At 52.7% G+C, this 24,690-nt stretch carries 20 protein-coding genes; 17 read left to right on the forward strand and 3 right to left on the reverse strand.

Annotated elements, in window-relative coordinates:
• The first annotated feature begins 52 nt into the window (after window positions 1-52).
• The 4 genes from aroC to ABYK60_RS04415 are packed head-to-tail and all read left to right on the forward strand — an operon-like array spanning window position 53 to window position 3,767.
• Window positions 53-1,150: a chorismate synthase gene (aroC, locus tag ABYK60_RS04400; protein WP_372870716.1), complete on the forward strand. Its 1,098-nt coding sequence runs from the start codon at window positions 53-55 to the stop codon at window positions 1,148-1,150.
• 26 nt (window positions 1,151-1,176) lie between these two features.
• On the forward strand, window positions 1,177-2,328 hold the full coding sequence (locus tag ABYK60_RS04405) for an MFS transporter (RefSeq protein ID WP_372870717.1): 1,152 nt from the start codon (window positions 1,177-1,179) through the stop codon (window positions 2,326-2,328).
• Between the two features lie 47 nt (window positions 2,329-2,375).
• Window positions 2,376-3,500: an ATP-NAD kinase family protein gene (locus ABYK60_RS04410; protein ID WP_372870718.1), complete on the forward strand. Its 1,125-nt coding sequence runs from the start codon at window positions 2,376-2,378 to the stop codon at window positions 3,498-3,500.
• A gap of 3 nt (window positions 3,501-3,503) precedes the next feature.
• Window positions 3,504-3,767, forward strand: coding sequence for a YfcL family protein (locus tag ABYK60_RS04415; protein WP_372870719.1), 264 nt, complete (start codon window positions 3,504-3,506; stop codon window positions 3,765-3,767).
• A 76-nt stretch (window positions 3,768-3,843) separates the two neighbouring features.
• Here ABYK60_RS04415 and mnmC read toward each other — a convergent pair whose 3' ends face one another.
• The gene (gene mnmC / locus ABYK60_RS04420; RefSeq protein ID WP_372870720.1) at window positions 3,844-5,583 is read right to left on the reverse strand and encodes an FAD-dependent 5-carboxymethylaminomethyl-2-thiouridine(34) oxidoreductase MnmC; all 1,740 of its coding nucleotides are present in this window, start codon (window positions 5,581-5,583) and stop codon (window positions 3,844-3,846) included.
• Window positions 5,584-5,725: 142 nt separating this feature from the next.
• Here mnmC and fabB point away from each other — a divergent pair, with 142 nt between their 5' ends.
• The 10 genes from fabB to ABYK60_RS04470 all read left to right on the forward strand — a co-directional run bounded on the left by fabB (window position 5,726) and on the right by ABYK60_RS04470 (window position 19,727).
• Window positions 5,726-6,937 (forward strand): beta-ketoacyl-ACP synthase I, encoded by a 1,212-nt coding sequence (gene fabB / locus ABYK60_RS04425; RefSeq protein ID WP_372870721.1) that lies wholly within the window; start codon window positions 5,726-5,728, stop codon window positions 6,935-6,937.
• A 116-nt stretch (window positions 6,938-7,053) separates the two neighbouring features.
• The gene (locus ABYK60_RS04430) at window positions 7,054-8,181 is read left to right on the forward strand and encodes a 4-phosphoerythronate dehydrogenase (protein ID WP_372870722.1); all 1,128 of its coding nucleotides are present in this window, start codon (window positions 7,054-7,056) and stop codon (window positions 8,179-8,181) included.
• A gap of 5 nt (window positions 8,182-8,186) precedes the next feature.
• The gene (locus ABYK60_RS04435; protein WP_372870723.1) at window positions 8,187-9,203 is read left to right on the forward strand and encodes an aspartate-semialdehyde dehydrogenase; all 1,017 of its coding nucleotides are present in this window, start codon (window positions 8,187-8,189) and stop codon (window positions 9,201-9,203) included.
• 176 nt (window positions 9,204-9,379) lie between these two features.
• Window positions 9,380-12,169, forward strand: coding sequence for a FimV/HubP family polar landmark protein (locus tag ABYK60_RS04440; protein ID WP_372870724.1), 2,790 nt, complete (start codon window positions 9,380-9,382; stop codon window positions 12,167-12,169).
• A gap of 119 nt (window positions 12,170-12,288) precedes the next feature.
• Window positions 12,289-13,074, forward strand: coding sequence for a tRNA pseudouridine(38-40) synthase TruA (gene truA, locus ABYK60_RS04445; RefSeq protein WP_372870725.1), 786 nt, complete (start codon window positions 12,289-12,291; stop codon window positions 13,072-13,074).
• Window positions 13,075-13,120: 46 nt separating this feature from the next.
• Window positions 13,121-14,386: a bifunctional tetrahydrofolate synthase/dihydrofolate synthase gene (folC, locus tag ABYK60_RS04450; protein WP_372870726.1), complete on the forward strand. Its 1,266-nt coding sequence runs from the start codon at window positions 13,121-13,123 to the stop codon at window positions 14,384-14,386.
• Between the two features lie 11 nt (window positions 14,387-14,397).
• The gene (gene dedD, locus ABYK60_RS04455) at window positions 14,398-15,048 is read left to right on the forward strand and encodes a cell division protein DedD (protein ID WP_372870727.1); all 651 of its coding nucleotides are present in this window, start codon (window positions 14,398-14,400) and stop codon (window positions 15,046-15,048) included.
• A 103-nt stretch (window positions 15,049-15,151) separates the two neighbouring features.
• A complete protein-coding gene (locus ABYK60_RS04460; protein ID WP_372870728.1) occupies window positions 15,152-15,640 on the forward strand; it encodes a CvpA family protein in 489 nt (162 codons plus the stop codon).
• Between the two features lie 42 nt (window positions 15,641-15,682).
• Complete coding sequence (gene purF, locus ABYK60_RS04465) at window positions 15,683-17,197, forward strand: amidophosphoribosyltransferase (RefSeq protein ID WP_372870729.1); 1,515 nt, start codon at window positions 15,683-15,685, stop codon at window positions 17,195-17,197.
• 469 nt (window positions 17,198-17,666) lie between these two features.
• Window positions 17,667-19,727: a DNA topoisomerase III gene (locus tag ABYK60_RS04470; RefSeq protein WP_372870730.1), complete on the forward strand. Its 2,061-nt coding sequence runs from the start codon at window positions 17,667-17,669 to the stop codon at window positions 19,725-19,727.
• A gap of 201 nt (window positions 19,728-19,928) precedes the next feature.
• Here ABYK60_RS04470 and ABYK60_RS04475 read toward each other — a convergent pair whose 3' ends face one another.
• Both ABYK60_RS04475 and ABYK60_RS04480 read right to left on the reverse strand, forming a co-directional pair.
• Window positions 19,929-20,117 carry a DUF4250 domain-containing protein gene (locus tag ABYK60_RS04475; protein ID WP_372870731.1) on the reverse strand — a complete coding sequence of 63 codons (189 nt, stop codon included), beginning with the start codon at window positions 20,115-20,117 and terminating at the stop codon, window positions 19,929-19,931.
• A 181-nt stretch (window positions 20,118-20,298) separates the two neighbouring features.
• Entirely contained in the window at window positions 20,299-21,588 is a 1,290-nt protein-coding gene (locus tag ABYK60_RS04480; protein WP_372870732.1) for an alpha/beta fold hydrolase, read from the reverse strand.
• A gap of 171 nt (window positions 21,589-21,759) precedes the next feature.
• On the opposite strand from ABYK60_RS04480, the gene ABYK60_RS04485 reads away from it, so the two are divergent.
• The 3 genes from ABYK60_RS04485 to ABYK60_RS04495 all read left to right on the forward strand — a co-directional run bounded on the left by ABYK60_RS04485 (window position 21,760) and on the right by ABYK60_RS04495 (window position 24,685).
• Window positions 21,760-22,404, forward strand: coding sequence for an MBL fold metallo-hydrolase (locus tag ABYK60_RS04485; RefSeq protein WP_372870733.1), 645 nt, complete (start codon window positions 21,760-21,762; stop codon window positions 22,402-22,404).
• 281 nt (window positions 22,405-22,685) lie between these two features.
• Window positions 22,686-23,159: a DUF1097 domain-containing protein gene (locus tag ABYK60_RS04490; RefSeq protein WP_372870734.1), complete on the forward strand. Its 474-nt coding sequence runs from the start codon at window positions 22,686-22,688 to the stop codon at window positions 23,157-23,159.
• A gap of 80 nt (window positions 23,160-23,239) precedes the next feature.
• Window positions 23,240-24,685, forward strand: coding sequence for a methyl-accepting chemotaxis protein (locus ABYK60_RS04495; protein ID WP_372870735.1), 1,446 nt, complete (start codon window positions 23,240-23,242; stop codon window positions 24,683-24,685).
• The last annotated feature ends 5 nt before the right edge of the window (window positions 24,686-24,690 follow it).

Here is a 24,690-nt window from a genome sequence, read left to right on the forward strand (position 1 = left end):
GAGGCAAGCCACTGAGGTTACAGATTAAACAGACAAGAGGATACGCGCGCGGATGTCGGGGAACAGCATAGGTCAGAATTTCGTGGTTACTACCTTTGGTGAAAGCCACGGGGTGGCGCTCGGTTGCATTATCGATGGTTGCCCTCCGGGCCTCGAGCTTACCGAAGCTGACATGCAGCATGATCTCGACCGTCGCCGCCCGGGCACTTCCCGTTACACCACGGCGCGTCGCGAGCCGGACGAAGTGCGTATTCTGTCGGGTGTTTTCGAAGGGAAAACCACAGGTACTTCCATTGGCCTGATTATCGAAAATACTGATCAGCGCAGCCAGGACTACAGCAATATCAAAGACCTGTTCCGCCCTGGTCACGCCGATTATACCTATCAGCAAAAGTACGGCCTGCGGGATTACCGCGGCGGTGGCCGCTCGTCTGCCCGTGAAACCGCCATGCGGGTTGCCGCCGGTGCCGTGGCGAAAAAGTACCTCAAAGCCGTGCACGGTATCGAGATCTACGGTTTCCTGTCGCAACTTGGGCCCATTGAGGCTGAGCACATCGACCGCGGGCAGATTGAGCAAAATGCCTTTTTCTTCCCCGATGCCAGCAAACTTGAGGCGTTGGATGAATACATGCGCGAGCTGAAAAAATCCGGCGACTCCATCGGTGCCAAGGTCAGCGTGATTGCCACCAATGTGCCAGTGGGTCTGGGCGAGCCTGTGTTCGACCGTCTCGACGCCGACATCGCCCATGCGCTGATGGGCATTAATGCCGTGAAGGGCGTGGAAATTGGCGATGGTTTTTCTGTAGTGACCCAAAAGGGCTCGGAGCATCGCGACCTGATGTCCCCCGAGGGCTTTGCCAGCAATCATGCCGGTGGCGTGCTAGGCGGTATTTCATCCGGCCAGCCGATTGTGGCCCACATGGCGCTTAAGCCAACGTCTAGTATCAGTATTCCCGGCGAGAGCATGACAGTGCAGGGCAATACTGCGGAAGTGGTTACCAAGGGCCGTCACGACCCTTGTGTGGGCATTCGCGCCGTGCCTATTGCCGAGGCTATGCTGGCGATTGTATTGATGGATCATCTGCTCAGACACAGAGCACAAAACCAGAATGTGCACAGCCAGACACCTGTGCTGGGGATGCGCTCTTAAGGAAAACCGTGTTCAGGACGTCACCCATGAGCGCCGAGGTTCAGTTACGCTGGCTCGGCGCCTGTTATTTCTTCTTCTTTGCCATACTCGGCGTTATGGTGCCTTACCTTGGCGTCTTCTTCGAATCCCGTGGCTTTAACGCCACCGAAATTGGCGCTTTACTCGCCATCTTAATGGCCACCCGCATCATAGCGCCTAATCTGTGGGCCATAGTCGCCGACAAAACCGGCATGCGCAGTGAGCTGATTAAAATCGGTGCTGGTGCCGGTGCGCTTACCTATTTGAGCTTTTTCCATCCGGGCGCCTTCTGGTACATGGTGGTCAGCCTCACTGTGTATACCTTTTTCTGGAATGCGATTCTGGCGCAGCTTGAGGTGATAACCCTTGAGACCCTCGGTGATAAGCCGCAGCGCTACGGCATCATCAGAAGCTTTGGCAGCCTGGGTTATATAGTGCTGGTGGTGGCCACCGGCTTCGCCATCGGTCATTGGGGGCCCGAAGTGTTGCCTTACATCGGCATGGGCCTCTTTGCCGGTATGCTGGCGGCCTGTTTGCCGCTGCCTGCCAATAGGGTGATGTTAAGCCGCGACACGCCCAAGGTGAAAATCAAACTGGCCGGCCCTATAGGCTGGTTTTTGCTGTCGGCCATTTTGCTGCAAATGAGCGCCGGACCTTTTTACGGCTTTTTCGTGCTGTATTTGAAAGACGCCGGTTACAGTGAGGCGACAGCAGGTCTCTTTGTGGCTCTTGGGGTGGTTGCCGAAATTGTCATGTTTATGCTCGCGCCGAGGCTGCTTGGTAAATACGGTATCAAGCCACTGCTGTTTATCAGCATTTTATTTACCGCATTTCGCTGGTTGATGATGGCCTGGGGCGTTGAGAGTCTCTTCTGGCTGTCGCTGAGTCAGCTGTTGCATGCCTTTACTTTCGGCTTAGTGCATGCCGCCTCAATCCAGTTTATTCACCAGCAGTTTGATGTGAGTCGGCGCAGCACAGGGCAGGCGCTCTATGCCAGTCTCAGTTTCGGTGTTGGCGGCGCGCTGGGGACCTGGGCCTGCGGCCTGGTCTACAGCTATAACCCCAGTCTGTGCTGGGTGCTGGCGGCAGGCTTTGCCTTTGTGGCGGCGCTGCTTGTGTTGCCGCTACCCGGGCGCAGAGTCGAAGCCGCAACCATTTAAAAACAGGTTTGAACAGAATAAAAAGTACCCACGAAAAGAGGAACACCATGGCCAGTAAGTTCAGATTGGGCCTCATTATCAACCCGCTGGCGGGGCTTGGCGGCAGCGTAGCCCTTAAAGGCAGTGACGGCGTGGCCGAAGAAGCGCTTGCCCGAGGCGCCGAGCCGAAGGCACATTTGCGGATGCGCACGGCGCTTGAGCAGGTGCTGCCCTATAAAGCGCGGTTTATTGTTCATACCGCCGCAGGCAGCATGGGTGAAGACCTGTGCCGTGAACTTGGCTTCGAGGTGCAGGTGCACTATCAACCAAAAGGCGAGCAAACCACGGCAAAGGATACCTGTGAGGCAGTAAAGGCCTTGGCCAGTGAGACCCTGGATTTGCTGCTTTTTGCCGGTGGCGATGGTACCGCCCGTGACGTCTTTGCCGAGGTGGACGAGCAGCAGGTGGTGCTGGGGGTGCCGGCTGGAGTGAAAATCCATTCGGGTGTCTATGGTATTACTCCCAAGGCCTCGGGGCTGGTGCTGAAGATGCTGATGCAGGGCGAACTGGTGTCGCTGATGAGCGCCGATGTGATGGATATCGACGAAGAGGCCTTTCGTCAGGGCACTGTGCGGGCCCGCCGTTTTGGCGAGATGCTTGTTCCGGCCGAGCCACGCTATGTGCAGGCAGTGAAGATGGGCGGCAAGGAAGTCGATGAGCTGGTGCTTGCCGACATTGCCGCAGAAATCGTCTCTGAAATGGACGACAGCCTCTATATCATGGGCTCCGGCAGTACTGTCGCAGCCGTGATGGAAGAGCTTGGGCTCGACAATACCCTGCTTGGGGTGGATCTGGTTCAGGACCGTACGCTTATTGCCTCGGATCTGACCGCTCAGCAGTTGCTTGAGCAAACCGAAAATCAGTCACTTAAGCTGGTTATCACCCTGATAGGTGGCCAGGGGCATATCCTTGGCCGCGGTAATCAGCAGTTGTCACCGGCGCTTATTCGGCGGCTAGGCAAAGAAAATATTTTGATTGTTGCCACCAAAACCAAGCTCAAAGCCCTTGAAGGGAGACCGCTTATCGTGGATAGTGGCGACCCAGAACTGGACCAGGCCTTGACTGGTTATTATCGGGTAGTGACAGGCTACCGCGACTATGTGATGTATCAGGTCGCAAATCCGACGGAGTAACAGATGTTTGAGAAATACGACACCGCCCTGGATAACTGGATTGAGGGCATAGTAGCGAGCGGCGATGATGACGCCCTGTTCGCCAGCGGCTATTTGCAGGGCCATTTTGCGGTGGCATTGGCCGAACTTGAAACCGAAGGCGGGATAGATAATCAGCGTTTGGACATTAAAATGGACAAGTGCCTGGAGATGGCCCGTGATGAATTGTCCGATGCTGACTATGCGCTGGTTGAAGCGGCCTGGGCCCAGCTGCGCGGCCAGTTTTAAAGGTAAAGTCGCCAGACATCAAATACGAAAAAGGCAGGTTAAACCTGCCTTTTTGCTTTTCTCAAGTAAGCAGTTATCAGTCCAGCGCCTTGCCCTTTTTAAGCTTCCTGAGCCACATACGGTTGGGGTTTAAGGCTTCCATCACGCCGTCGTCCAGCACAGGCAAGGTGCCAGTGAGGCTGTCAGCCAGGCATTCAGCAATCAACGGGCCGCTGGATAATCCCCGTGAGCCGAGGCCAGAGAAGATATAGAGCCCCGGATGCGCAGGCGCAGCGTGGCTTTGCCAGTAGTGGGCGCCCTTAGGGCCGTGGCCAATGGCTTGATATTGCGCCAGAATGGCTGCTACATCCGGCGCGGCGCCTGCCATCGGCAGATGATCGCGGCTTACCATACGAATACCAGCGCGGGCGTTTTGGTCGCTGATATCCAGATCCTCCACCCAGTCTTTGCCGGGATAACTTTCCTGCATCTTGTGCAGGTTTTCCTGCTGTTCCTGCTCGCGATACTCGACCGAGGTATCGCCGCGCACATAACTTGCGCCCATGCAGTGGTTGCCGCCGTCTTCGGGCGTAAAGTAGCCGTGGGCGCACAGCACCGTTTTAAGCTGCCCAAGCTTACCCTTGGTCGGTACATGGCTCACCTGACCACGAAAGGGCGCCAGTTGCAGCGCCTGGGTTTGGGCAAGGTCCGTTATCCTGTGGCCGGTGGCCAGTACCAATTCATTGGCGTCAATATCCCCAAGATGACTGTAAAGGCGCCAGCCCTTGTCTGTGCGCTCGATTGTGGTGACATCAACATTGAAGTGGCACTCGAGCCCCATGGTGATGGCTTCGTTAATGGCGGCCTCACACAGTTTGGCCGGTGATACCCAGCCGCCTTGGGGGTAATAGATGCCGCCTTTATCAATGGCGACACCTGCTATGTGATTTGCCTCAGCTGCATCGACTCTCACGGCCACTTCCTTTGGCCAGGCTCTTCTCAAAAGCTTTTCGATGCGCTCGGCGGCGCGCTCATCATGGCCAGTCTGCAGTACACCACAAAAATCAAAGGGCAGGGGATGATGAGCGAGGGACTCGACAAAGCGTTTGGCATACAAAAAAGCCGGCACAAACAGCCGGGTCAGATGATCGTCTTCCGGAGTCAACAGTGGATAAATTGCGCCTTGTCGATTACCGGAAGCGGCCATGCCGGGGGCGCTGTCGGCGCAGTAGAGTGTCACCTTATGGCTACGGCGAAGCAGAGACAGCGCAAGGCTTGCCCCGGCCACGCCCGCGCCGATAATGCTGATGTTCCTTTGTAAGGGCTCTGCTTTGGATTGTATAGTGGCCAGCGCAGGGCAGGTTTCGGCTATCACAAGGCTGTTTTTATGCAGCAAGGCATGCATCTCTTCATGGACCGGCTCGCTTGCCACCATAAGTACATCTATGCTGGCCTTTGGAAAGCCGCCGATGACAGCGGCAGGCTCATCACCGCACAGATACAAGTCCAGCCAGCTTTTGTCATCAAGATGAAATCGTTGTCCGCTTTTAATATGGCTTGCAGCTTTGGCAAAGGTGGCAAGTGGATGCGCTGTATTTGCTGCAAGTTGATTAAGCTCGGCTTCATTTTTTAGCAGCATGATGATCTGCAACGGCTTTTTGGCCGTATGCTGTATGCTGTTTACCTGATCACTCTCTGAAGCTGTGCGCCCCAGTGCCGCCCACAGCCAACGCCAGAGCGATGGTTCGGGCAACTGCTGACAGAGCACAACACAGGGGCCTTCCGGCAGGGGCAGTGATGATGGCAAGGCCTTATCGATGGCAAAAAACGTGGGCATGGGATTAAAAAAATTTACTCAATGTCGCGAAATTGGCATTATTTTACCGCCCTTTATGGAAAGCTGACCACTTAAAAGCGCCAAAGGGGATACTATTGGCGCACTAAAATTGGTACTCCCAGTACGGAATGGATAGTAAAACATGAAAAGAGTCGTTATCACCGGCATTGGCATCGTTTCCAGTATCGGTAACAACAAGCAAGAAGTGACCGAATCACTCAAGGCCGGACGCAGCGGTATTACCCATTCCGCTCAGTTTGAAGAGATGCAGCTTCGCAGCCACGTATGGGGCAACATCAAGCTGGATCCTGCTGAGCACATCGACAGAAAGGCCCTGCGCTTTATGGGTGATGCGGCGGCTTACGCCTATCTGGCCATGCAAGAGGCCATCAGTGATGCCAACCTGGCTGAAGAGCAATATTCCAATCCCCGCGTTGGCCTGGTAGTGGGTACAGGCGGTGCCTCTTCTTCCAACCAGGTACAGGCTGCCGATACCCTGCGTGAAAAGGGTGTAAAACGCGTAGGCCCCTACATTGTGCCGCGCATCATGTCTTCCACCGCATCGGCTTGTTTGGCTACCCCTTTTAAAATTAAAGGTTTTAACTACTCAATCAGCTCTGCCTGTGCCACTTCAGCACACTGTATCGGCCATGCTGCCGAGCTTATTCAGATGGGCAAGCAGGACATGGTATTTGCAGGTGGTTCTGAAGAAGTGGATTGGACCCTGACCATGGGCTTCGACGCCATGGGCGCGCTGTCTACCAAGTACAACGAAACACCTGAAAAAGCCTCTCGTACTTATGATGCAGACCGCGACGGTTTTGTTATCTCCGGTGGCGGCGGTATCGTGATTGTGGAAGAGCTGGAGCACGCGCTGGCCCGCGGCGCCAAGATCTACGCCGAAGTTATCGGTTATGGTGCCTCTTCAGACGGTTACGACATGGTAGCCCCAAGCGGTGAAGGCGCCATGCGCTGTATGCAGATGGCGCTGGCCGATGTAGATACCCCAATCGACTACATCAACACCCACGGTACTTCTACTCCTGTGGGCGATGTGCGCGAGCTCGAAGCCATCCGCGAAGTGTTTAGAGACAAGGTTCCGCCTATCGCTTCTACCAAGTCGTTGACCGGTCACGCTCTGGGTGCTGCCGGTGTGCACGAAGCCATCTATAGTCTGCTGATGATGGAAAATGGCTTTATCGCGGCCTCTGCCAACGTGGATAACGTTGATCCTCAGGCTGCTGACATGCCAATCGTAACCCAGTGCCGCGATGCTGAACTCACCACAGTGATGAGCAACAGTTTCGGTTTCGGTGGTACCAACGCAACACTGGTGATGCGCAAATACCGCTAAGCGGATAAGCAAACTGCATTTGCGAGCACAGTTTTCGCAAAATCAAAAGGGAAGCCAGGCTTCCCTTTTTTATTGTCTGTTACAATGCGCGCCATGCAGCAACAGGAGCTTTGCAGATGAAAATCCTTGCCGATGAAAATATGCCCTATGTGGACGCACTCTTTGGGGAGCTTGGCGATATCCACTATGTTAATGGCCGCAGTTTAACAGCGGAGCAGGTTGCCGATGCGGATGTGCTGCTGGTGCGCTCGGTCACCAAGGTGAATGCTTCGCTGCTGGCACAAAATCAGCGGCTTAAATTTGTCGGCAGCGCCACCATAGGCACGGATCATGTTGATAAGGTCTTGCTTGAGAGCCGTGGCATACCCTTCTCCAATGCGCCGGGCTGCAACGCCACTGCCGTGGGTGAATATGCGTTTATTGGCATGCTTGAGCTTGCCAGCCGCTACAACGAGCAACTTAAAGACAAGAAAGTGGGGATTGTGGGGGCCGGTAACACAGGCTCGGCCTTAAGCCGTTGTCTGGATGCCTACGGCGTTGAATATCGACTCTGCGACCCACTGCTGGCCAAGTCCGGCGACACCAGAGTGTTTCACAAACTCGATGAGCTGATAGCCTGGGCCGATGTGGTCAGTCTCCATGTGCCGCTTACCAAAGAGGGTGAGCATGCCACCTGGTATCTCTTTGATGAAAAACGCTTAAATGCGCTTAAGCCGGATGCCTGGCTGCTTAACTGTTGCCGCGGCGAAGTGATAGACAACCGGGCTCTGATAAAGGTGAAAACCAGCCGTCCCGATCTCAAGCTGGTGCTGGATGTCTGGGAAGGGGAGCCAAGCCCTATGCCTGAGCTGGTGCCTTTGGCAGACATAGCCACGCCGCACATTGCCGGTTACAGCCTGGAAGGCAAGGCCCGCGGTACCTTTATGCTGTATCAGGCGCTGTGTCATGAACTTGGCTTGACTGCTGCCAAGACGTTGGACACCTTACTGCCGCCGTTTCGTCTGGCCTCAGTTTGCCTGCAGTCAGTACCCGATGAAAAGGCGCTGCTGAGTCTGTGTCGCAGCGTATATGACCTGCGGGATGACGACTGGCAATTCCGTCAAACTGGCACCGATAGCCTGGGTTTTGACAATATGAGAAAAAATCACCAACACAGGCGAGAATTCAGTGCCCTTAAGCTGGAAAATGTCATGGGATCTGAGGTAAATTGGTTATCCTTTTTAGGTTTTTCTAACGTCGGTTGAGTACTATGTCGCAGGAATTTAATGTCGTTGTATTGGGTGCATCGGGCGCCGTGGGTCAGACTATGATCGAGATCCTCGAAGAGCGTAATTTCCCCGTTGCCAATCTTTTCCCTCTGGCCAGTGCTCGCAGCGCCGGTGATACCGTGACCTTCCATGGTAAACAGGTGGAAATTCTTGACGTTGAAACCTTCGACTGGTCCCAGGCGCAAATTGGTTTCTTCTCAGCCGGTGGTGATGTATCTGCCAAGTGGGCGCCAATTGCCGCCGACAATGGCTGCGTGGTTATCGACAACACCTCCCACTTCCGTTACGACCTGGATATTCCGCTGGTGGTGCCGGAAGTGAACCCGGAGGCGATTGCCGACTTCCGTACCCGCAATATCATTGCCAACCCTAACTGCTCGACTATTCAGATGCTGGTTGCGCTGAAGCCGATTTACGATGCCTACGGTATCGATAGAATCAACGTGTGCACCTATCAGTCGGTATCCGGTACCGGCAAGAAGGCCATTGAGGAGCTGGCTGGTCAGTGCGCCAAGTTGCTGCAGGGGCTGCCGGTAGAGCCAAGCGTGTATCCAAAGCAGATTGCCTTTAACGTGCTGCCACACATAGATAAATTCCAGGATAACGGCTACACCAAGGAAGAAATGAAGATGGTGTGGGAAACCCGTAAAATTTTCGGTGATGATTCGATTCTGGTGAATCCAACAGCAGTGCGTGTACCTGTATTTTATGGTCACTCAGAAGCGGTACATATCGAAACCCGCGACCCTGTGGATGCCCAGACTGTCAAAGCACTGCTGCGTGATGCACCGGGTGTGGTGCTGTTTGAAGACGATGACGATTACCCAACGGCTGTGACCGATGGGGCTGGCCAGGATGCTGTGTACGTTGGCCGTGTGCGTAACGATATCTCCCATCCCAACGGAATTAACCTGTGGGTGGTGTCAGACAACATCCGTAAAGGTGCTGCACTTAACAGCGTTCAGATTGGTGAAATTCTCATCCGCGACTACCTGTAAAACTGACAGAAGTCGCTGAGATTGTTGAAAAAGTCCGCAGTATGCGGGCTTTTTTTGTTTTGCAAATGTGAACAGTAGCAGGGCATGGATTTCTGGTTTATAGTAATCTCAATAAATACAATTGCCTAAAGCAAGTCGTCACTGGGCAACCTTGAGCGCTTGAAAGGGAATAATAGATGAACTTTCGTACCTCCTATCTCGCAGGCATTTTGGCCTCTCTAATGGCCGTTGCAACCGTTCCCCTATTCAGTGAAGTTAAAGCTGCCGAGCCGCTTAAGATAACAGGTCCGGACGGACAAAGCCGCGAAGCCAACCAGCGTCAATATGGACCAACCACTCCCCAGGATACTTTCTGGAGTATTGCGCAAAAAGTCCGGCCCGACAGCAGTGTCAGTGTTTATCAGGTGATGGCCGCCTTATATGATGCCAACCCCCACGCATTCAGCGGCGCCAACTACAATACCCTTGAAAAGGGCATGATACTGCTTATCCCGTCGAAGGAGGTAATGCAGGCGATTCCTGCAACATTGGCTCAGCAGCGTGCTCAGGCGCAGGATAAGGCCTGGAGAACTGGAAAAGTTGAGGCCAGGCCGGTTACTGCGCCTGTTGAGAAGCCCACGGAAGTTAAACCCGCTCCGGCTACAATTGAACCCCCAAAGGTAGAACCAGCTCCGGTGGTTGTGCCTCAGGTTACACCGCAATTGGTTGAAGAAAACCAAGCGCTGTCCGCTGAGATTACCCGTCTCACTGAAGCCCTGGGTGTACGTAACAATGATGTCGAAGCTCTTACTGCTCAGGTAAGCCAACTCACGGAAGAAATTCAGGCGCTGAAAGAAACTGCTTTGCAACTGGAAGTGCAGAACGAGCAGCTCCGTATCGAAAATAAAGGCCTCAATCAGGCTAAAGCCCTGGCGGAAGTTGAAGCCAATAAGCCCGACGATATCTGGCGCAGCCTGATGGACAACCCCATTCTGCTGATTATCGGTGGTGTGATCCCCGCACTTTTTGTGCTGTTGCTGGTGTGGATGTTCCTGCGCAGGCGCAATAAGGGTGATTCAGATACAGCGCCCACTGCGGCGCTTGCCACTGCCGCAGCGGCAACTGCAGCGACTGCAGCTGTGGTGGCCGCTGAACCTGATGAAGATGAAATGGCGGTACATTTGGATTCAGGTGACGAAGAAGAGTCTCTGGATGCCTTGTTGGACATGGATAACGTTGATTTGAAGCCCGAAACTATGCCAGAAGGTGAAGATCTGGTCGTAGAAATGGCTGAAAAGGACGATTTTGCGGATGACGGGCAATCTCTGGACGATCTGTGGGCCGAGGCAATGGGAGAGCAGACGGACCTCGAAGATGTTTCCATGGCTGGGCCTGACGAGCTACTGGCGGAGTTTGATATCGCCGCAGAGCCTGATGCAGAAGATCTCGATGCATTGATGAGCGAGCTGGATGCTGATATCGCTGCCCCAATGTCAACTGCATCGAAGCAGGACGATGCTGGTGAGTCGGTGTCCGCAGATGTATCCGATGACGAGCTGGATTCACTGATGGCGGGTCTGAATGATGCTGATGAGGATGGCAAGCAACTTGGTTTAGCTGCCGATCCCGATGCGATAGCTGAAGAGCTTGAGGCTCAGCTCAGTGCCGAAATGGCGAGTACCGGCGACACCATTGAAGACGATTTGGATTCACTGCTGGCTGATTTTGGCTCGCCGGTTGAAAGTGGTTCCGATGATGAAGATTTAAGTGGCGCTATAGCGGCAGAACTTGACACCGAGCTCGGCATGAACGAGCCCAGTACCAGTGATGAAGATATAGATTCGCTGCTTGCAGATTTTGATTCGCCGGTTGAACGCAGTTCCGATGATCAAGATTTAAGTGGGGCTATAGCTGCAGAACTTGATGCCGAACTCGGCATCGACGAGCCCAGTTCCAGTGATGAAGATATAGATGCACTGCTTGCTGAATTTGATGAGCCGGCCGCAGTGACAAAGGTGACTGTTGAGGATGATCTTTCTGCTGAGATTGCAGCTGAATTGGAGACAGCAATTTCGCCAGACGCGACGAATGGGCAAACCGATGATACTGATCTCGATGGATTGCTTGCATCATTTGATGCAGGTGACAGCGAGACCTTATCCGAGGCAGATAACATTGCAGCAGGCTTGGGAAATGAGCTGCCAATCAGTGATAGCGATGATGATTTGGATTCCCTGCTTGCTGGATTCGATGAAGATTTGGGCGCTGGCTCCGACGGCGCTGAGGTTGTCCAGGAGTCAGTTGACGGAGCTGTAGTTGCCGATGTCACTGAAGTAACTGCGCAGTCAGCGCCCGATAAGCCATTGGAATTTACCAAAGCATCCGATGCAGATCCCGTGGCGGTATCCGCCAGGGATTCCGGGTTCTTTGATGATCTTAAGGCAAATAAAGGCGCTAACGTACTTGAGTGGGAGCCATCGCCATCAAAGAGCACCGAAGACACGGTGGATATTAGTGACGATGACTTGCTTGCTGCCTTTGCCGAACAGGATGATGACGATTTCATACTGAATGTCGATGAAGAGCACAGCATGACTGTGGATGAAGCCTTGGCAGCACTCGATGCCAGTGAGAAATCCAAACGTCAGACCAAAATTGACATGGACGAAGACTTAACCAGTTTTCAGAAAGAAAACGGCTTTATCGACATTGATAAACTGCTTAATGATGCTGATGATGGTGGTGAAGCTGAACCTTACCGTGAATTGGATATGGATATAGGTGAAGTTGACAATCTGATTGGCGACGCAGCCATGGTTGACGTCGACGATGAAGAAAACTCTGTTAACGCCAAGTTGGATCTGGCCCGAGCCTATATAGAAATCGACGATAGAGACAGTGCCCGTGCGCTGCTTAAAGAAGTTGAGCTGGACGGAAACGATCGCCAGAAATCCGAAGCGTTGACGCTGCTGAGCGAAATAGGCTGACTTGATTAATCTCTGACAGGCGGCGCTTTATGCGCCGCTTTTTTATGCCCGTTTTATACCGGATTTGTGGTAATATCGCCGCGTTTTAATTGTTTTTGACAGGCAGGATATTTAAAAAGATGCGCATTGCTTTGGGGATTGAATACGACGGCAGCAAGTTTTATGGATGGCAACGCCAGGCCGAGGTGAACTCGGTGCAGGCCGAGCTTGAGAAGGCGCTGTCCATAGTTGCCAACGAATCCATCGAGGTGCAATGTGCCGGACGTACTGATGCCGGCGTGCATGCAACAGGGCAGGTCGTGCATTTCGATACCAATGCGGTGCGAAAAGAAGGTGCCTGGACGCTTGGGGTAAATGTTCACCTCCCCGATGATATTGCCGTGCGTTGGGCCATGCCGGTGAGTGATGATTTTCACGCTCGCTTTTCGGCCACTGCCCGCCGTTATCGCTACGTGATTTTCAATCACAATTTCCGCCCCGGTATTTTGCGTAAAGGTGTGAGCCACTACCACGGCGATATCGACGTCGAGCGCATGCACCAGGCCGCCCAGGCTCTGCCGGGTGAGCGTGACTTCACCAGTTTTCGTGCCATTGGTTGCCAGTCAAATACCCCGTTTCGCAATGTACACAAGGTAAGCGTTAGCCGTCACGGCATGTATATTGTGGTGGATATTCAGGCTAATGCGTTCCTGCATCATATGGTGCGCAACATTGTTGGTTCCTTGTTGGAGATTGGCCTGGGTAACCAGCCCCTGGATTGGATGGCGACGCTGCTTGACGCTAAAGATCGCACCAAGGCGGCTGCTACCGCCAAGGCCCACGGCCTTTATCTGGTGGACGTGACCTACCCGGAAAGCTTTGGCTTGCCCAAGCTGGCGCTGGGACCACTGTTTATGCCTGACTAGCCCTGATTACCCTGAATACCGCAACAGATACAGGAAAGGAGTCTTGATGACGCAGCACACCGTTTTGGCACCGCCTGATGGCGCCTCTCTCAATGATTGGCTCGACTATTTGCTGGCCATTCACCCCAAAGAAATTGATATGGGCCTGACGCGGGTGAGTGAGGTCGCAAGCCGACTTGGGGTTAAATCGCTGCCCGGCACCCTGGTCATCACAGTTGCTGGCACCAATGGCAAAGGCAGCACCTGTGCCATGCTTGAGAATATTCTGCGTGGCACCGGGCTGAAGGTTGGTGTGTACAGCTCGCCTCATATTCTGAAGTACAACGAGCGTATTCGTATTGATGGTCAGGATGTGGACGATAGCGCTATTCTCCCCGCGTTTGCTGCCATCGAGGCGGCCAGAGGAGAGATTTCTCTGACCTTCTTTGAATTTGCCACCCTCACCGGGCTCCTGCTGTTTAAACAGGCCGGGCTTGATGTGGCTATCCTCGAAGTCGGCTTGGGAGGCAGGCTTGATGCCACCAATTTGATTGATGCTGATATTGCGGTGCTGACATCCATCGACTTGGATCATAAAGAATATCTGGGCGATACCCGTGAGCTGGTTGGTCGTGAAAAGGCAGGCATTTTCCGTGCGGCCAAACCGGCGGTGGTGGGCGAGCCAGATTTACCGCTGACCGTCAACGAAGTGGCAGACAATCTTGGTGCGCATCTGTATCGGGTGGGACAGGAGTTTTCGTATCAGCGTTTTTCCGATAGCTGGAGTTACCATGGCAAGTCACGAAAATTTCCTCAGATGCCGCTGCCGCAATTGCCGCTGCCCAATGCTGCCACTGTGATAGCCACAATAGAGGCTGTGGGCGAGCGTTTTGCAATCAGCGACCAGCAACTCATTGATGGTATCGTGACAGCACGTCTTGCCGGTCGGCTCGAGCAAATCAGCGATTCGCCGTTGGTTATTGCTGATGTAGCCCATAACCCCCATGCTGCACGTTTTTTGAAGCGGGAGCTGTCACGTTGGCCGGGTAAACGTGTGCTGGCAGTGTGCGGTATGTTGAAGGACAAAGATTATGCCGCCGTGCTTAACGAACTGAACCCCGTGGTGGCACATTGGTATTTGGTGAGCTTGGGCGGTGAACGTGGCGCTTGTGCACAATTGCTGGCGAATAGCTTGCCATCGGATGCCAATTTTGACACGTTCGAAAATATGGAAGATGCAAAAGCTGCCGTTCTGGCGGCCGCAACAGAGACGGATGTGGTAATTGTGTTTGGTTCTTTTTACACTGTCTCCGGATTTAAATCACTCGCTTAAGGGAAGCCATTTTGTCCAGTCAGTTTCAGAATCGCTTGGTTGGTACCGTCGTTTTAGTGGCGCTCGGGGTTATTTTTCTGCCCGATTTGCTCGATGGGAAAAAAGACAGGGTGCAGGAAGAGTTTGCTGAAATTCCTTTGCGTCCCGATATTAAAGTGATGCAAACCCCCGAGGAAGCTTTCGCTGTTGAGACCCTTGCACCATTGGATTTGAGCAAAGATATTGGTGCTGACGAGACGAAAGAGGGCGAGACTGAGCCTGAGAAGTCTGCAAGTGAAAAAGTCAGGGAGATATCTCAGGACAGCAAGTCAGCTGTCACTAAAACCGCTGTCACCAAAACGGCTGATGTGCCAACTGCAGAAGCCCAGGCGGTTGCCACGGCCAACAAGCAGCCTGAGCCCAAGGCAGCCCTTAAGGCTGCGTGGACTCTGCAATTGGGAGCCTTCAGTAACGCTGATAATGTAGATGCACTGGTAGGCAAACTCCGTCAGGCTGGTTTTAAGGCTTATACCCTTCCCAGCAAGCCGGTGGACGGAACCCTGACCAGGGTGTTTGTTGGTCCTGATGTGTCACAGGCACAAATGGAAAGAATCAAAAGGGAAGTGGCTGCCCTGACATCCCTTGACGGCAAGGTTATTGCCTTCAATCCACTTGAGCGTTGAGGAGTGTCATTCCGGGGATTTATTTTGGCCTTGGGGGTGAGAATCTCCTCACGCTCTGGTAGAATCGCGCCGATTCAGAAACCCAACCGGAAAACAAGCTTCCATGGTTTGGATTGATTACGTCATTATCTTTATCATCGGGCTGTCGACCGTTATCAGCCTGATCCGTGGCTTTGCAAAAGAAGCCATGTCTCTGCTGGTATGGTTTGCTGCCTTTTTTATTGCCAGCCAATTCTATGTTGATCTCGCTGTGCACCTCACGCAGATGCAGGATGAGATGCTTCGTAATGGTGTTGCCATTGCTATTCTTTTTGTGACCACCCTCATTTTGGGTGCCCTGGTGAATTATATTCTTGGGCAGCTGGTGGCAAAGACAGGATTATCGGGAACCGACAGATTGCTTGGTCTGTGTTTCGGTGCTCTCAGAGGCGCTTTGATAGTCAGCGCCATTTTGTTTTTTATGGATGCCTTTACCGGTGCTCCAAACGCCTTATGGTGGAAGGAGTCGAGGTTAGTGCCTGAATTCGGAGTTGTTATTCAGTGGTTTTTTAACTATCTGGAAAATACTTCAAGCTTTGTACCCAAATTATAAAAAATATACACAACAGAACATCTTAAAAGAGGACACCCTACCATGTGTGGTATCGTCGGAATCGTTGGCCATTCCTCGGTTAATCAAACCATCTATGACGCACTCACAGTGCTGCAACATCGTGGTCAGGATGCGGCCGGAATTGTCACAGTAGACAATGATGCATTCAGGCTCAGAAAAGCCAATGGCCTGGTGCGTGACGTGTTTGAGCCCAAGCATATGCAGCGCTTGCAGGGCAACGCCGGTATCGGCCATGTGCGTTACCCTACCGCGGGCAGTTCCAGTTCCTCTGAAGCTCAACCTTTCTATGTAAACTCTCCTTTCGGTATCTCTCTGGCTCATAATGGTAACCTGACCAACACTCAGGAACTGGCAGCGCGTTTGAAGCAGCAGCGTCGTCACGTCAATACCACGTCAGATTCAGAAATACTGTTAAACCTGCTGGCGGACGAGTTACAGCAAGTTCATACCGATCATCTGAGTGCTGAGCAGGTATTCAATGCGGTAGCCAAGGTTCATGCGCAAACCCGCGGAGCCTATGCTGTAGCGGCCATGATTGTAAACCAAGGCCTGGTTGCCTTTCGTGATCCTCATGGTATTCGTCCTTTGGTGCTGGGTAAGCATGAAACCGCCAAAGGCACCGAATACATGGTGGCTTCCGAGAGTGTGGCGCTGGATGCCGTTGGCTTTGAAGTGATGCGCGACGTAGCTCCAGGCGAAGCTGTGTATATCACCCTCGATGGTCAGCTCTTTACCCGCCAGTGCGCCGAAGCGCCGGTCTATTCCCCCTGTATTTTTGAATTCGTTTATTTTGCTCGCCCGGACTCCACCATTGACAAGGTTTCCGTGTATGGCAGCCGCGTTAACATGGGTGCCAAGCTGGGTGCCAAGATAAAGAAAGAGTGGTTTGATAACGACATTGATGTGGTTATCCCTATTCCTGAAACTTCCTGTGATATTGCCCTTGAAATTGCCAGGGTGATGGATCTGCCATACCGTCAGGGTTTTGTGAAAAATCGTTATATCGGTCGCACCTTTATCATGCCCGGTCAGCAGGAGCGTAAGAAGTCCGTTCGCCGTAAACTGAATGCCATCAATGCGGAGTTTAAAGGTAAGAATGTGCTGTTGGTGGATGATTCCATTGTCCGGGGTACCACCTCTGAACAGATAATCGAGATGGCCCGAGAAGCCGGTGCCAAGAAAGTGTACTTTGCCTCAGCAGCTCCTGAAATTCGCTTCCCCAATGTGTATGGTATCGACATGCCTACCTCCAATGAGCTTATTGCCCATGGTCGTGACGTTGATGAAATTGCTAAGCTGATTGGTGCCGATGGCATTATTTTCCAGGATTTGACCGATTTGGTTGAAGCTGTGCGTATGGAAAATCCAGAGATAAAGCGCTTCGAGACATCGGTATTCGACGGCAACTACATCACCGGTGACGTGACTCAGGGGTATCTCGATCACCTGACTCAGATGCGCAATGATGATGCGAAAGCCAACCGTAATCGTGATATCGGAACCAACCTTGAGCTGCATAATGAAGGTCATCCGTAAGTTGTAATTTTTTCAAAAAAACCAGCGCCTGCGCTGGTTTTTTTGTTTGGATCATCAGGCTCAAATGGCGCGGGCAAAACAGCCAAGCCAGGCCCCAAACAGTCCAGTCAGCGTGAGGCACCCCGGCGGACGTACATGCCAGCACTCTTTGCCGATACGAATAAGTGGAAAGAGCACCAGCGGCCAATATTGGGCTGACAGGCAGATGATAACAGCGAGTATCAGCAGTTCTGAGCACAGCAACCATTGGCGAGTAATCACAAGCAACTTGGAGTAAATCTTGAGTCCAGGCGGTGAGCAGGAGCGGCTATTCTGCAACTTTTTGATAATCATTCTTAATAAGCTTCATATGCAATCGTCACCGTCGATGTAAATCTACGCATTTGGGCAGAGGCATGTTTGCGCCGCAGCGGGATTTTCGCTACATTTACTGTAAATCCATCCAGTGTTTCGAGCCGTCGCATTCGCCATGATCCTGTATATCGCCGAAAAACCCAGTTTGGGCCGCGCCATCGCCGATGTATTACCCAAGCCCCATAAAAAGGGCGATGGCTACATTGAGCTTGGCAATGGCGACTGCGTGACCTGGTGTATTGGTCATCTGCTGGAGCAGGCCGAGCCCGATGCCTATTCACCCGAGTTTAAACAATGGCAGCTGGCGCATTTGCCCATCATTCCTGAAGAGTGGCAGCTTAAGCCAAGGAGCTCCGCCAAATCCCAGCTGGCGGTGGTAAAACGCCTGATTAAGCAGGCAAGCGAACTGGTTCATGCCGGCGATCCGGATCGTGAAGGGCAGTTGCTGGTGGATGAGGTTATATCTCATGCCAGGGTGTCCGTCGCTAAGCTCGCTGCCACCAAGCGGCTGCTCATCTCTGACCTTAACCCCGACGCGGTGCGCCGGGCGCTGGCGCAGATGCGCAGCAATAAAGAGTTTGTGCCGTTAGCCACTTCGGCGCTGGCCCGTAGCCGGGCTGACTGGCTGTATGGCCTGAATATGACCCGTGCTTACACCTTACAAGGGCGCAAAGTGGGCTACAGCGGTGTGTTATCGGTCGGTCGGGTGCAGACGCCGCTATTGGGATTGGTGGTGCGCCGCGACCAAGAGATTGACCATTTCACCCCAAAGGATCATTTCGAGGTGCTTGCCCATGTGGTGACGGATAAAGGCGAGCCATTCAGTGCCAAATGGCAGCCAAGCGAGGCCTGTCAGCCTTATATGGATGAAGAGGGGCGGGTGCTTTCCCGACGCCTTGCCGAAACTGTGGTGAGCCGTATTGGCGGCAAGCCAGCGCTCGTTACCGACGTCAGTAATAAAGATAAGAAGCTCGCGCCGCCTTTGCTTTATAGCCTGTCAGCTTTGCAGATTGATTGCGCCAAACGCTTCGGTATGAGTGCAAAAGAGGTGCTGGATACGGCTCAAAGCCTGTATGAGCGCCATAAGCTTATCACCTACCCACGCTCCGATAGCCGCCATTTGCCCAAAGAACAGTTGCAACTGGTGCCAGAGGTTACGGCAGCGGTAATGGCCAATGCGCCGGAACTGACCGCCGGCCTGCCCGGGCCGGACTTACGGTTGGTATCCAAGGCATGGGATGACAGCAAAGTGGATGCGCACCATGCGATTGTACCTACCGGCAAGCGCATGGCATTGTCGAGCCTGAGTCTGCGTGAGCGCCAGCTTTATCAGCATATCGCCAGACAGTATCTGGCGCAGTTCTACTCACACCGCTTGATGTCAGACAGCCAAATCAAGCTCACTATCGATGGTGGCAGCTTTATTGCCAAGGCCTCAGTGGAGCGAGACCCAGGTTGGCGGGTGTTGTTTCAGAGCAATGCCAAAGAAGGCCTGAGTGATGATAAAGATGCCAACAAAGATACCGAACTGGACGATATCAGCCAGAAAACGCCGCTGCCGGTGCTGCAAAAGGGCGATACCGCCCAATGCCAACATGGGGAGTTACTGGCAAAGCAAACCCAGCCGCCGAAACACTTTACCGATGCCACTTTGCTCAGTGCGATGACCGGGATTGCACGTTATGTAAGCTCAGAGGAGATTAAGAAAATCCTAAAAGACACTGATGGCCTTGGCACTGAAGCTACCCGCGCTGGCATCATTGAACTGCTGTTTAAGCGGGGGTTTTTGTCAAGGCAGGGGAAGAGTATTGTGTCAACGCCCGCCGGGCGTGGCTTGATAGCCAGCTTGCCTGAGGTGGCCACTACCGCAGACATGACAGCGCTGTGGGAGCGTCAGCTCAATGATATTTGCCATAAGCAGCTTTCCTACCGTGGCTTTATGCAGCCACTTATCACTGAGTTGCTTGGACTCATTCAGGCGGCATCCTCGACCTTACCGGTGGCACTAAGTGGAGTGAAGTCAGTTAGCAAGCCATTCAAACGGACGGCTAAAAAAGGCGGTTATCGCAAAGGCGCGCCGCGGCGCACGGCGGCAAAGGGCACATCATCGAAGGGCGTATCGGCAAACCCTCGTTCCAGTGTGGGTGCCAAGTCATCATCCAAGCGCAGCGCTTAGGTATTACACCATCGCAGCGAAGAGTGCGGTCATAAAGTCATTCCGGCGCTTAGGTATATAGTTGACGTCGATAGAGTCCAAAGTCGCGGTACCCATCCTTTGCGATGTCTTGTTCAGCCGACTGAGCAGCGAGTTGAATCGGTGCAGGGACACCCGGCCTTAGTGAAGTTTGGCTAACGTTCAGGCTTAGCTTCTTTAGGATCAGCGACTGCGATACTGATTGCTGAGCATGTCGTACTCATAATCTTGCAGTTTGTTGTCGAGAGCCTGTTCATCCAGACCAAGGTCATAAAGCAGCGCCTGTTTGTCAGGACAGTTAAGGCGCAGTTTCTCGTTCACTATGCCCAGCAGAATTTCCGGGCTCAGTTGTTCTGGATTACGAATTTCCATGGCATGTCTCCTCGGTGATACTGACGTCAGTATCAGGCAAAAAAAAGAGTAAGCCAAGTTCTGGCTTACTCAACAGGAAAAGCGATAACCAGAATGGTTAACACAAACGCTCAATAGAGGAGGAACTCTGTTGAGTGTGCCTATCAGCCCTTAAGCGAGGCTGAAATTGGCCCGGATTTCTTTAGCGCAATATCTCGGTACGATTCAGGGCAATAAGTCGACCTAAGATCCGCTCTCCATCCATACGGATCCCATTATGTTCATATTCTGAGGTGAGCCAGTATTTGAGATTGGCAACCTTACGTGCCGTTTCCAGGCTGTAGTCCATCTCCACAAACATGTCTTCACTGTAAATGGCAGCGGCAACCGGCACCTTGTTCTGAGCAAGTTGGTCGACATCGTACAGCATGGGCCAGTCTTCTTTGACCGCCAGCAGTTCGGCACAGTCCTTTAGCGGTTTGAGGTTGTCGAAACAGTCAAACATCCAGGGATAAATCATCTCACCGGTGAGCAACATGGGCGCGCTTGCCGGCGCGTCAAATTCAGAGTATTCGGTGCGGATGCGATGGGCGGCCCAGCGCGATGCCTGCTTTTGGCAGTAAATGGCTTCGTGCAGCAGCGAAAACAGTGGATTGGTGTTGTAGTCCAGCATCTGCATAAAGCGTTCGGTGAACAGCGGATTTATCTTCACCCCCGAGGCTGTGTGCATCAGGGCCTGCTCCAGCAGGTAATACACGCCTTCTGGCCCGTCTTCCATCCCCAGATGGATCCCAAGCAGCTGCAACATTTTCGGCTCAAGGCGCTGTCCGCCCGGCAGCAGCACTTGTTCTGTGAGCAAATGCTGGTGCAACTTTTTAAGCAGTGAAGCAGCGTCAGGGTAACGGCGATGGAATTCAAGGTTTTTCTGTTTTACCCGCTTATAGGTCGCTCTGTATACCTCATCGGCGCTGCGGCCAAGTGGGGGGATGCCACCGGTGATATAGGCTTCTTTCAATCCCTCCGGCGCGGCAGAGAGATACCGCAGTACACAAAAGCCCCCAAAACTTTGACCAAGAATTGTCCAGGGCGTGTCCGGGCTCAGTTGTTTGCGGATAGCCTCGGCGTCCCGCACTATGTTGTCGGCACGGAAGTGGCTCAAGTAGTTAGCCTGGTCCCTGGCTGAGAGGTGTGCAAGGCTTTGAAAATTGACCGGCGTTGATAGCCCTGTGCCCCGTTGGTCGAGCAGCAGCACCCGATACTCTTCAAGTGCCCGCTTAATCCAGCCGCTGTGGTTTACAGGTCGCTGGGCAGCAAAGCCCGGGCCGCCCTGAAAATACACCAACCAGGGCAGGTTAGCGTCTTGCTTGTCTTTACGAACCACACTGCGGGCGAACACTTTAATATGCCCTTGCTCCGGCACCTTGTAATTGAGTGGCAGCTCAAACTCCAGTTTGGTGGTGAGCATCTGGGGCAGGGCGTGGTGTGACGGCATGAAAGAGGTCCCTATGTTGGTGGTGTTTGCGGATTGTATACAAAAGTTATGGGGTCGCAAGGGATGAATGTGCGCAAAAGCCCCATCGAGATCAATTTGCGACGCTTAAAACTGGCACACAATGGCAAGGATCCCTTATTCTAGCGCCAAAGCAAATCAGAGAATGCGACGATGAAATACCAGATCATTCCAGTGACGCCCTTCCAGCAAAATTGTACCCTCATTTGGTGTGAAAGCACCCGAAAAGCCGCTGTGGTTGACCCGGGCGGAAATCTCGAGCGTATTTATGAGGCGATGGAAAAACAAGGGGTTCAATTGGAGAAGATCCTGTTAACCCATGGGCACATTGACCATGTGGGCGCCGCAGCCAAATTGGCAAAAGAAACCGGTGTGGCAATCGAAGGCCCCCATATTGATGATGCGTTTTGGCTTGAAAATCTGCCGCGTCAGAGCCAGAACTTCGGTTTTGCCCATTGCGATGCTTTTGAACCTACCCGCTATCTTAACGAAGGTGAGAAAGTGGCTGTTGGGGATGCTGAATTGATGGTACTCCATTGCCCCGGTCATACGCCCGGACACATTGTTTTTTTTGACGTTACAGCCAAGCTGGCGTTGGTGGGGGATGTACTGTTTCGCGGCTCTATCGGCCGTACCGATTTCCCGGGTTCAGACCATCAGGTGCTCCTCCAATCCATAACCAGCAAGCTTTGGCCCCTGGGGAAGGATGTCGCATTCATACCGGGCCATGGTCCCATGTCCACTTTTGCTGAAGAGCGTACTCACAACCCCTTTGTCGCCGATCAGTTGCTCGGATAGTCGTGTTGAGCGAGGGCTTCCCTCGCTGTTTTGTCAATAGTTCCTCGTCAGTGCTTTTGTAATAAAAGTACCGTAAGCCCGTTGGATATAATCGGTTTTCGTTTCATGCCTCGACATTACCAGCATTGATTGGGCACCCATTTTCCTGCCTGCATGCAAACCTGCCACAAAGCAATGAGTCATTTTGTCAAAAAATTGCACTTTTTTGGGCTAGGTCAGCTTTTTGTAATTCACTTTCACTTATTGTTACTGTCATAACATTAGAGTGACGGGGTTAACATATGTACGAACGATTGCCTGTGGCAGTTGCAGCCGGACTATTGGCGGCAGTCTGGGTGGCATTTTCAAGCCACTTTTCTTTGGTTACCTGGGTCGGATTTATCGGTTGCAGCGCTTATTTTGCTCAGGGAAATCTTCATTTCTCAGGGTTGATTTCCACTTGGGCAACAACACTTTCTGGCGTATTTTGGGCTTGGCTGATTATATTCGGTGCGAATATGATGGATATAGGTTTTGGCGCAGCCATTCTTACCGGGGTGGTAACCGGCGTTATGTGCCTGCAGGCTCAAAAGCGCTTGTTGGCGTTCATTCCCGGTACTTTTCTTGGGTGTTGCTCGCTGTTTGCTCTCAATGGTGACTGGCAGGCCGCTGTTCCGGCGTTGGTATTGGGGGCTTTAATGGGACTGGCAATGAGTCAGCTTTCAGCTCTCTTTGCCCGTCTGTTGCCAATGACAGAGGTAACGGGAATCAAATAGCCTAAACCATATGGATAAGTGATTGCCTTCTATACTTAGCTGGCGTGCCACTTTGGGCAATGGCACAGGAGATACTTTAGATGAAGCAGATAACGTTTAGAAAAATAGATGCTTTCTTGATTAAGTTCAGTCTGAACGGGAAGTTTTGGCTCGTTTGTTCCATGGTGGCTGCCATCACTGCAGCGGTAGCATTGGGTAATTATCATTACCAGAAGTTGGCTGTAGAGGCGGTTAGTGAGGCGCAACTACAGGGTAAACTTGATGCCTATGCTGATGTAGCAAGAGCAGAAGGGTATACAGGTGAGGCACTCTCTGGCTTTGCATCACGACATGGCCTGGTCCTTGCTGCCAATGCGGGCCGCAGTGGTGACCGGTTAACGGTAGTGGCAGATGTCAATGGGCAGAGCCTGGCTCTGACATCCAATGTTGCAGGTCTGGAAAAGGAAGGTCTTAGTCAGGCTCGTATGATGCTGATTTGGGCTGCTGTGGGGTTGTTACCGCTTATCCAGCTCAGTTATTGGATCTCAACGTCCTTAGGTGGGGGGCTTTGGGACATGTATATGGCGATTAAGCGATTGGCTGATGGTGATTTGACTCAGCGGCTTAATTTTTTTGGTACTGATGACTTCAGCCTTATCGCACGGGAAATTGATCGCTGTGCCGATAACATGAGTGACATGGTCAGCGCTATTCGGGGTAATGCTGAGACGTTAAAACATGCTTCGGGTGTTTTTTCTTCTCAAGCACGCAGCTCCGATGATTTGGCCCGAAGACAACACGAGTTTTTGGATTCGGTATCGGTAGCTATGTCGCAGATGACGTCAGCTATCGAAGAAGTGTCAGCTAACGCTGCCTCAACATCGAGTCAGACTCGTCAAACTGCCGGTGCTGTGGCAGACAGCCAAAAACGTATTACGGCAACAGTAAAAGGTATAGCTGAGCTGTCGGGGAAAATCGGTGATGCTTCCAGCTCGGTTGAATCCCTGTCCAAAGAAGCAACCGAGATCAGTGCGGTGGTCACTGTGATTAACAGCATTTCGGAACAAACAAATTTGTTGGCACTTAATGCGGCCATTGAAGCTGCCCGCGCTGGCGAGCAGGGGCGGGGTTTTGCAGTTGTAGCCGATGAAGTGCGAACACTTGCCGGGCGCACGCAACAGGCGACGGTGGAGATCCAAACCATGATTGAAAGCTTGCAAGGTGGAACCCGTTCGTTGTCCGGGATCACCGGCGAAATCGTCAGTCGTGCAGAGGATGGCAAAACAGCGGTTTCAACCGTGGGGGATGATGTTGGTCATATGGCAGACTCAGTGAACCAGGTTTTTGATATGGCAAGCCATATAGCAGCCTCTGCTGAAGAGCAAAGCGTGGCCTGTCGGGAGATAGCTTCACAACTTGCCGAAATCCGCAGTCAATCCGGGGTTATAAGTGAAAACGCCCATATGGCGCTGGAATTGTCAGAAGAGCTGGCCGGTGCGTCTGTGGCTTTGGGCGATATTCTCGGACAATACCGCACTCAGGCGTAGGTAGA

Origin of the sequence: Shewanella sp. (assembly GCF_041630135.1) — a bacterium.
Taxonomy (GTDB): Bacteria; Pseudomonadota; Gammaproteobacteria; order Enterobacterales; family Shewanellaceae; genus Shewanella.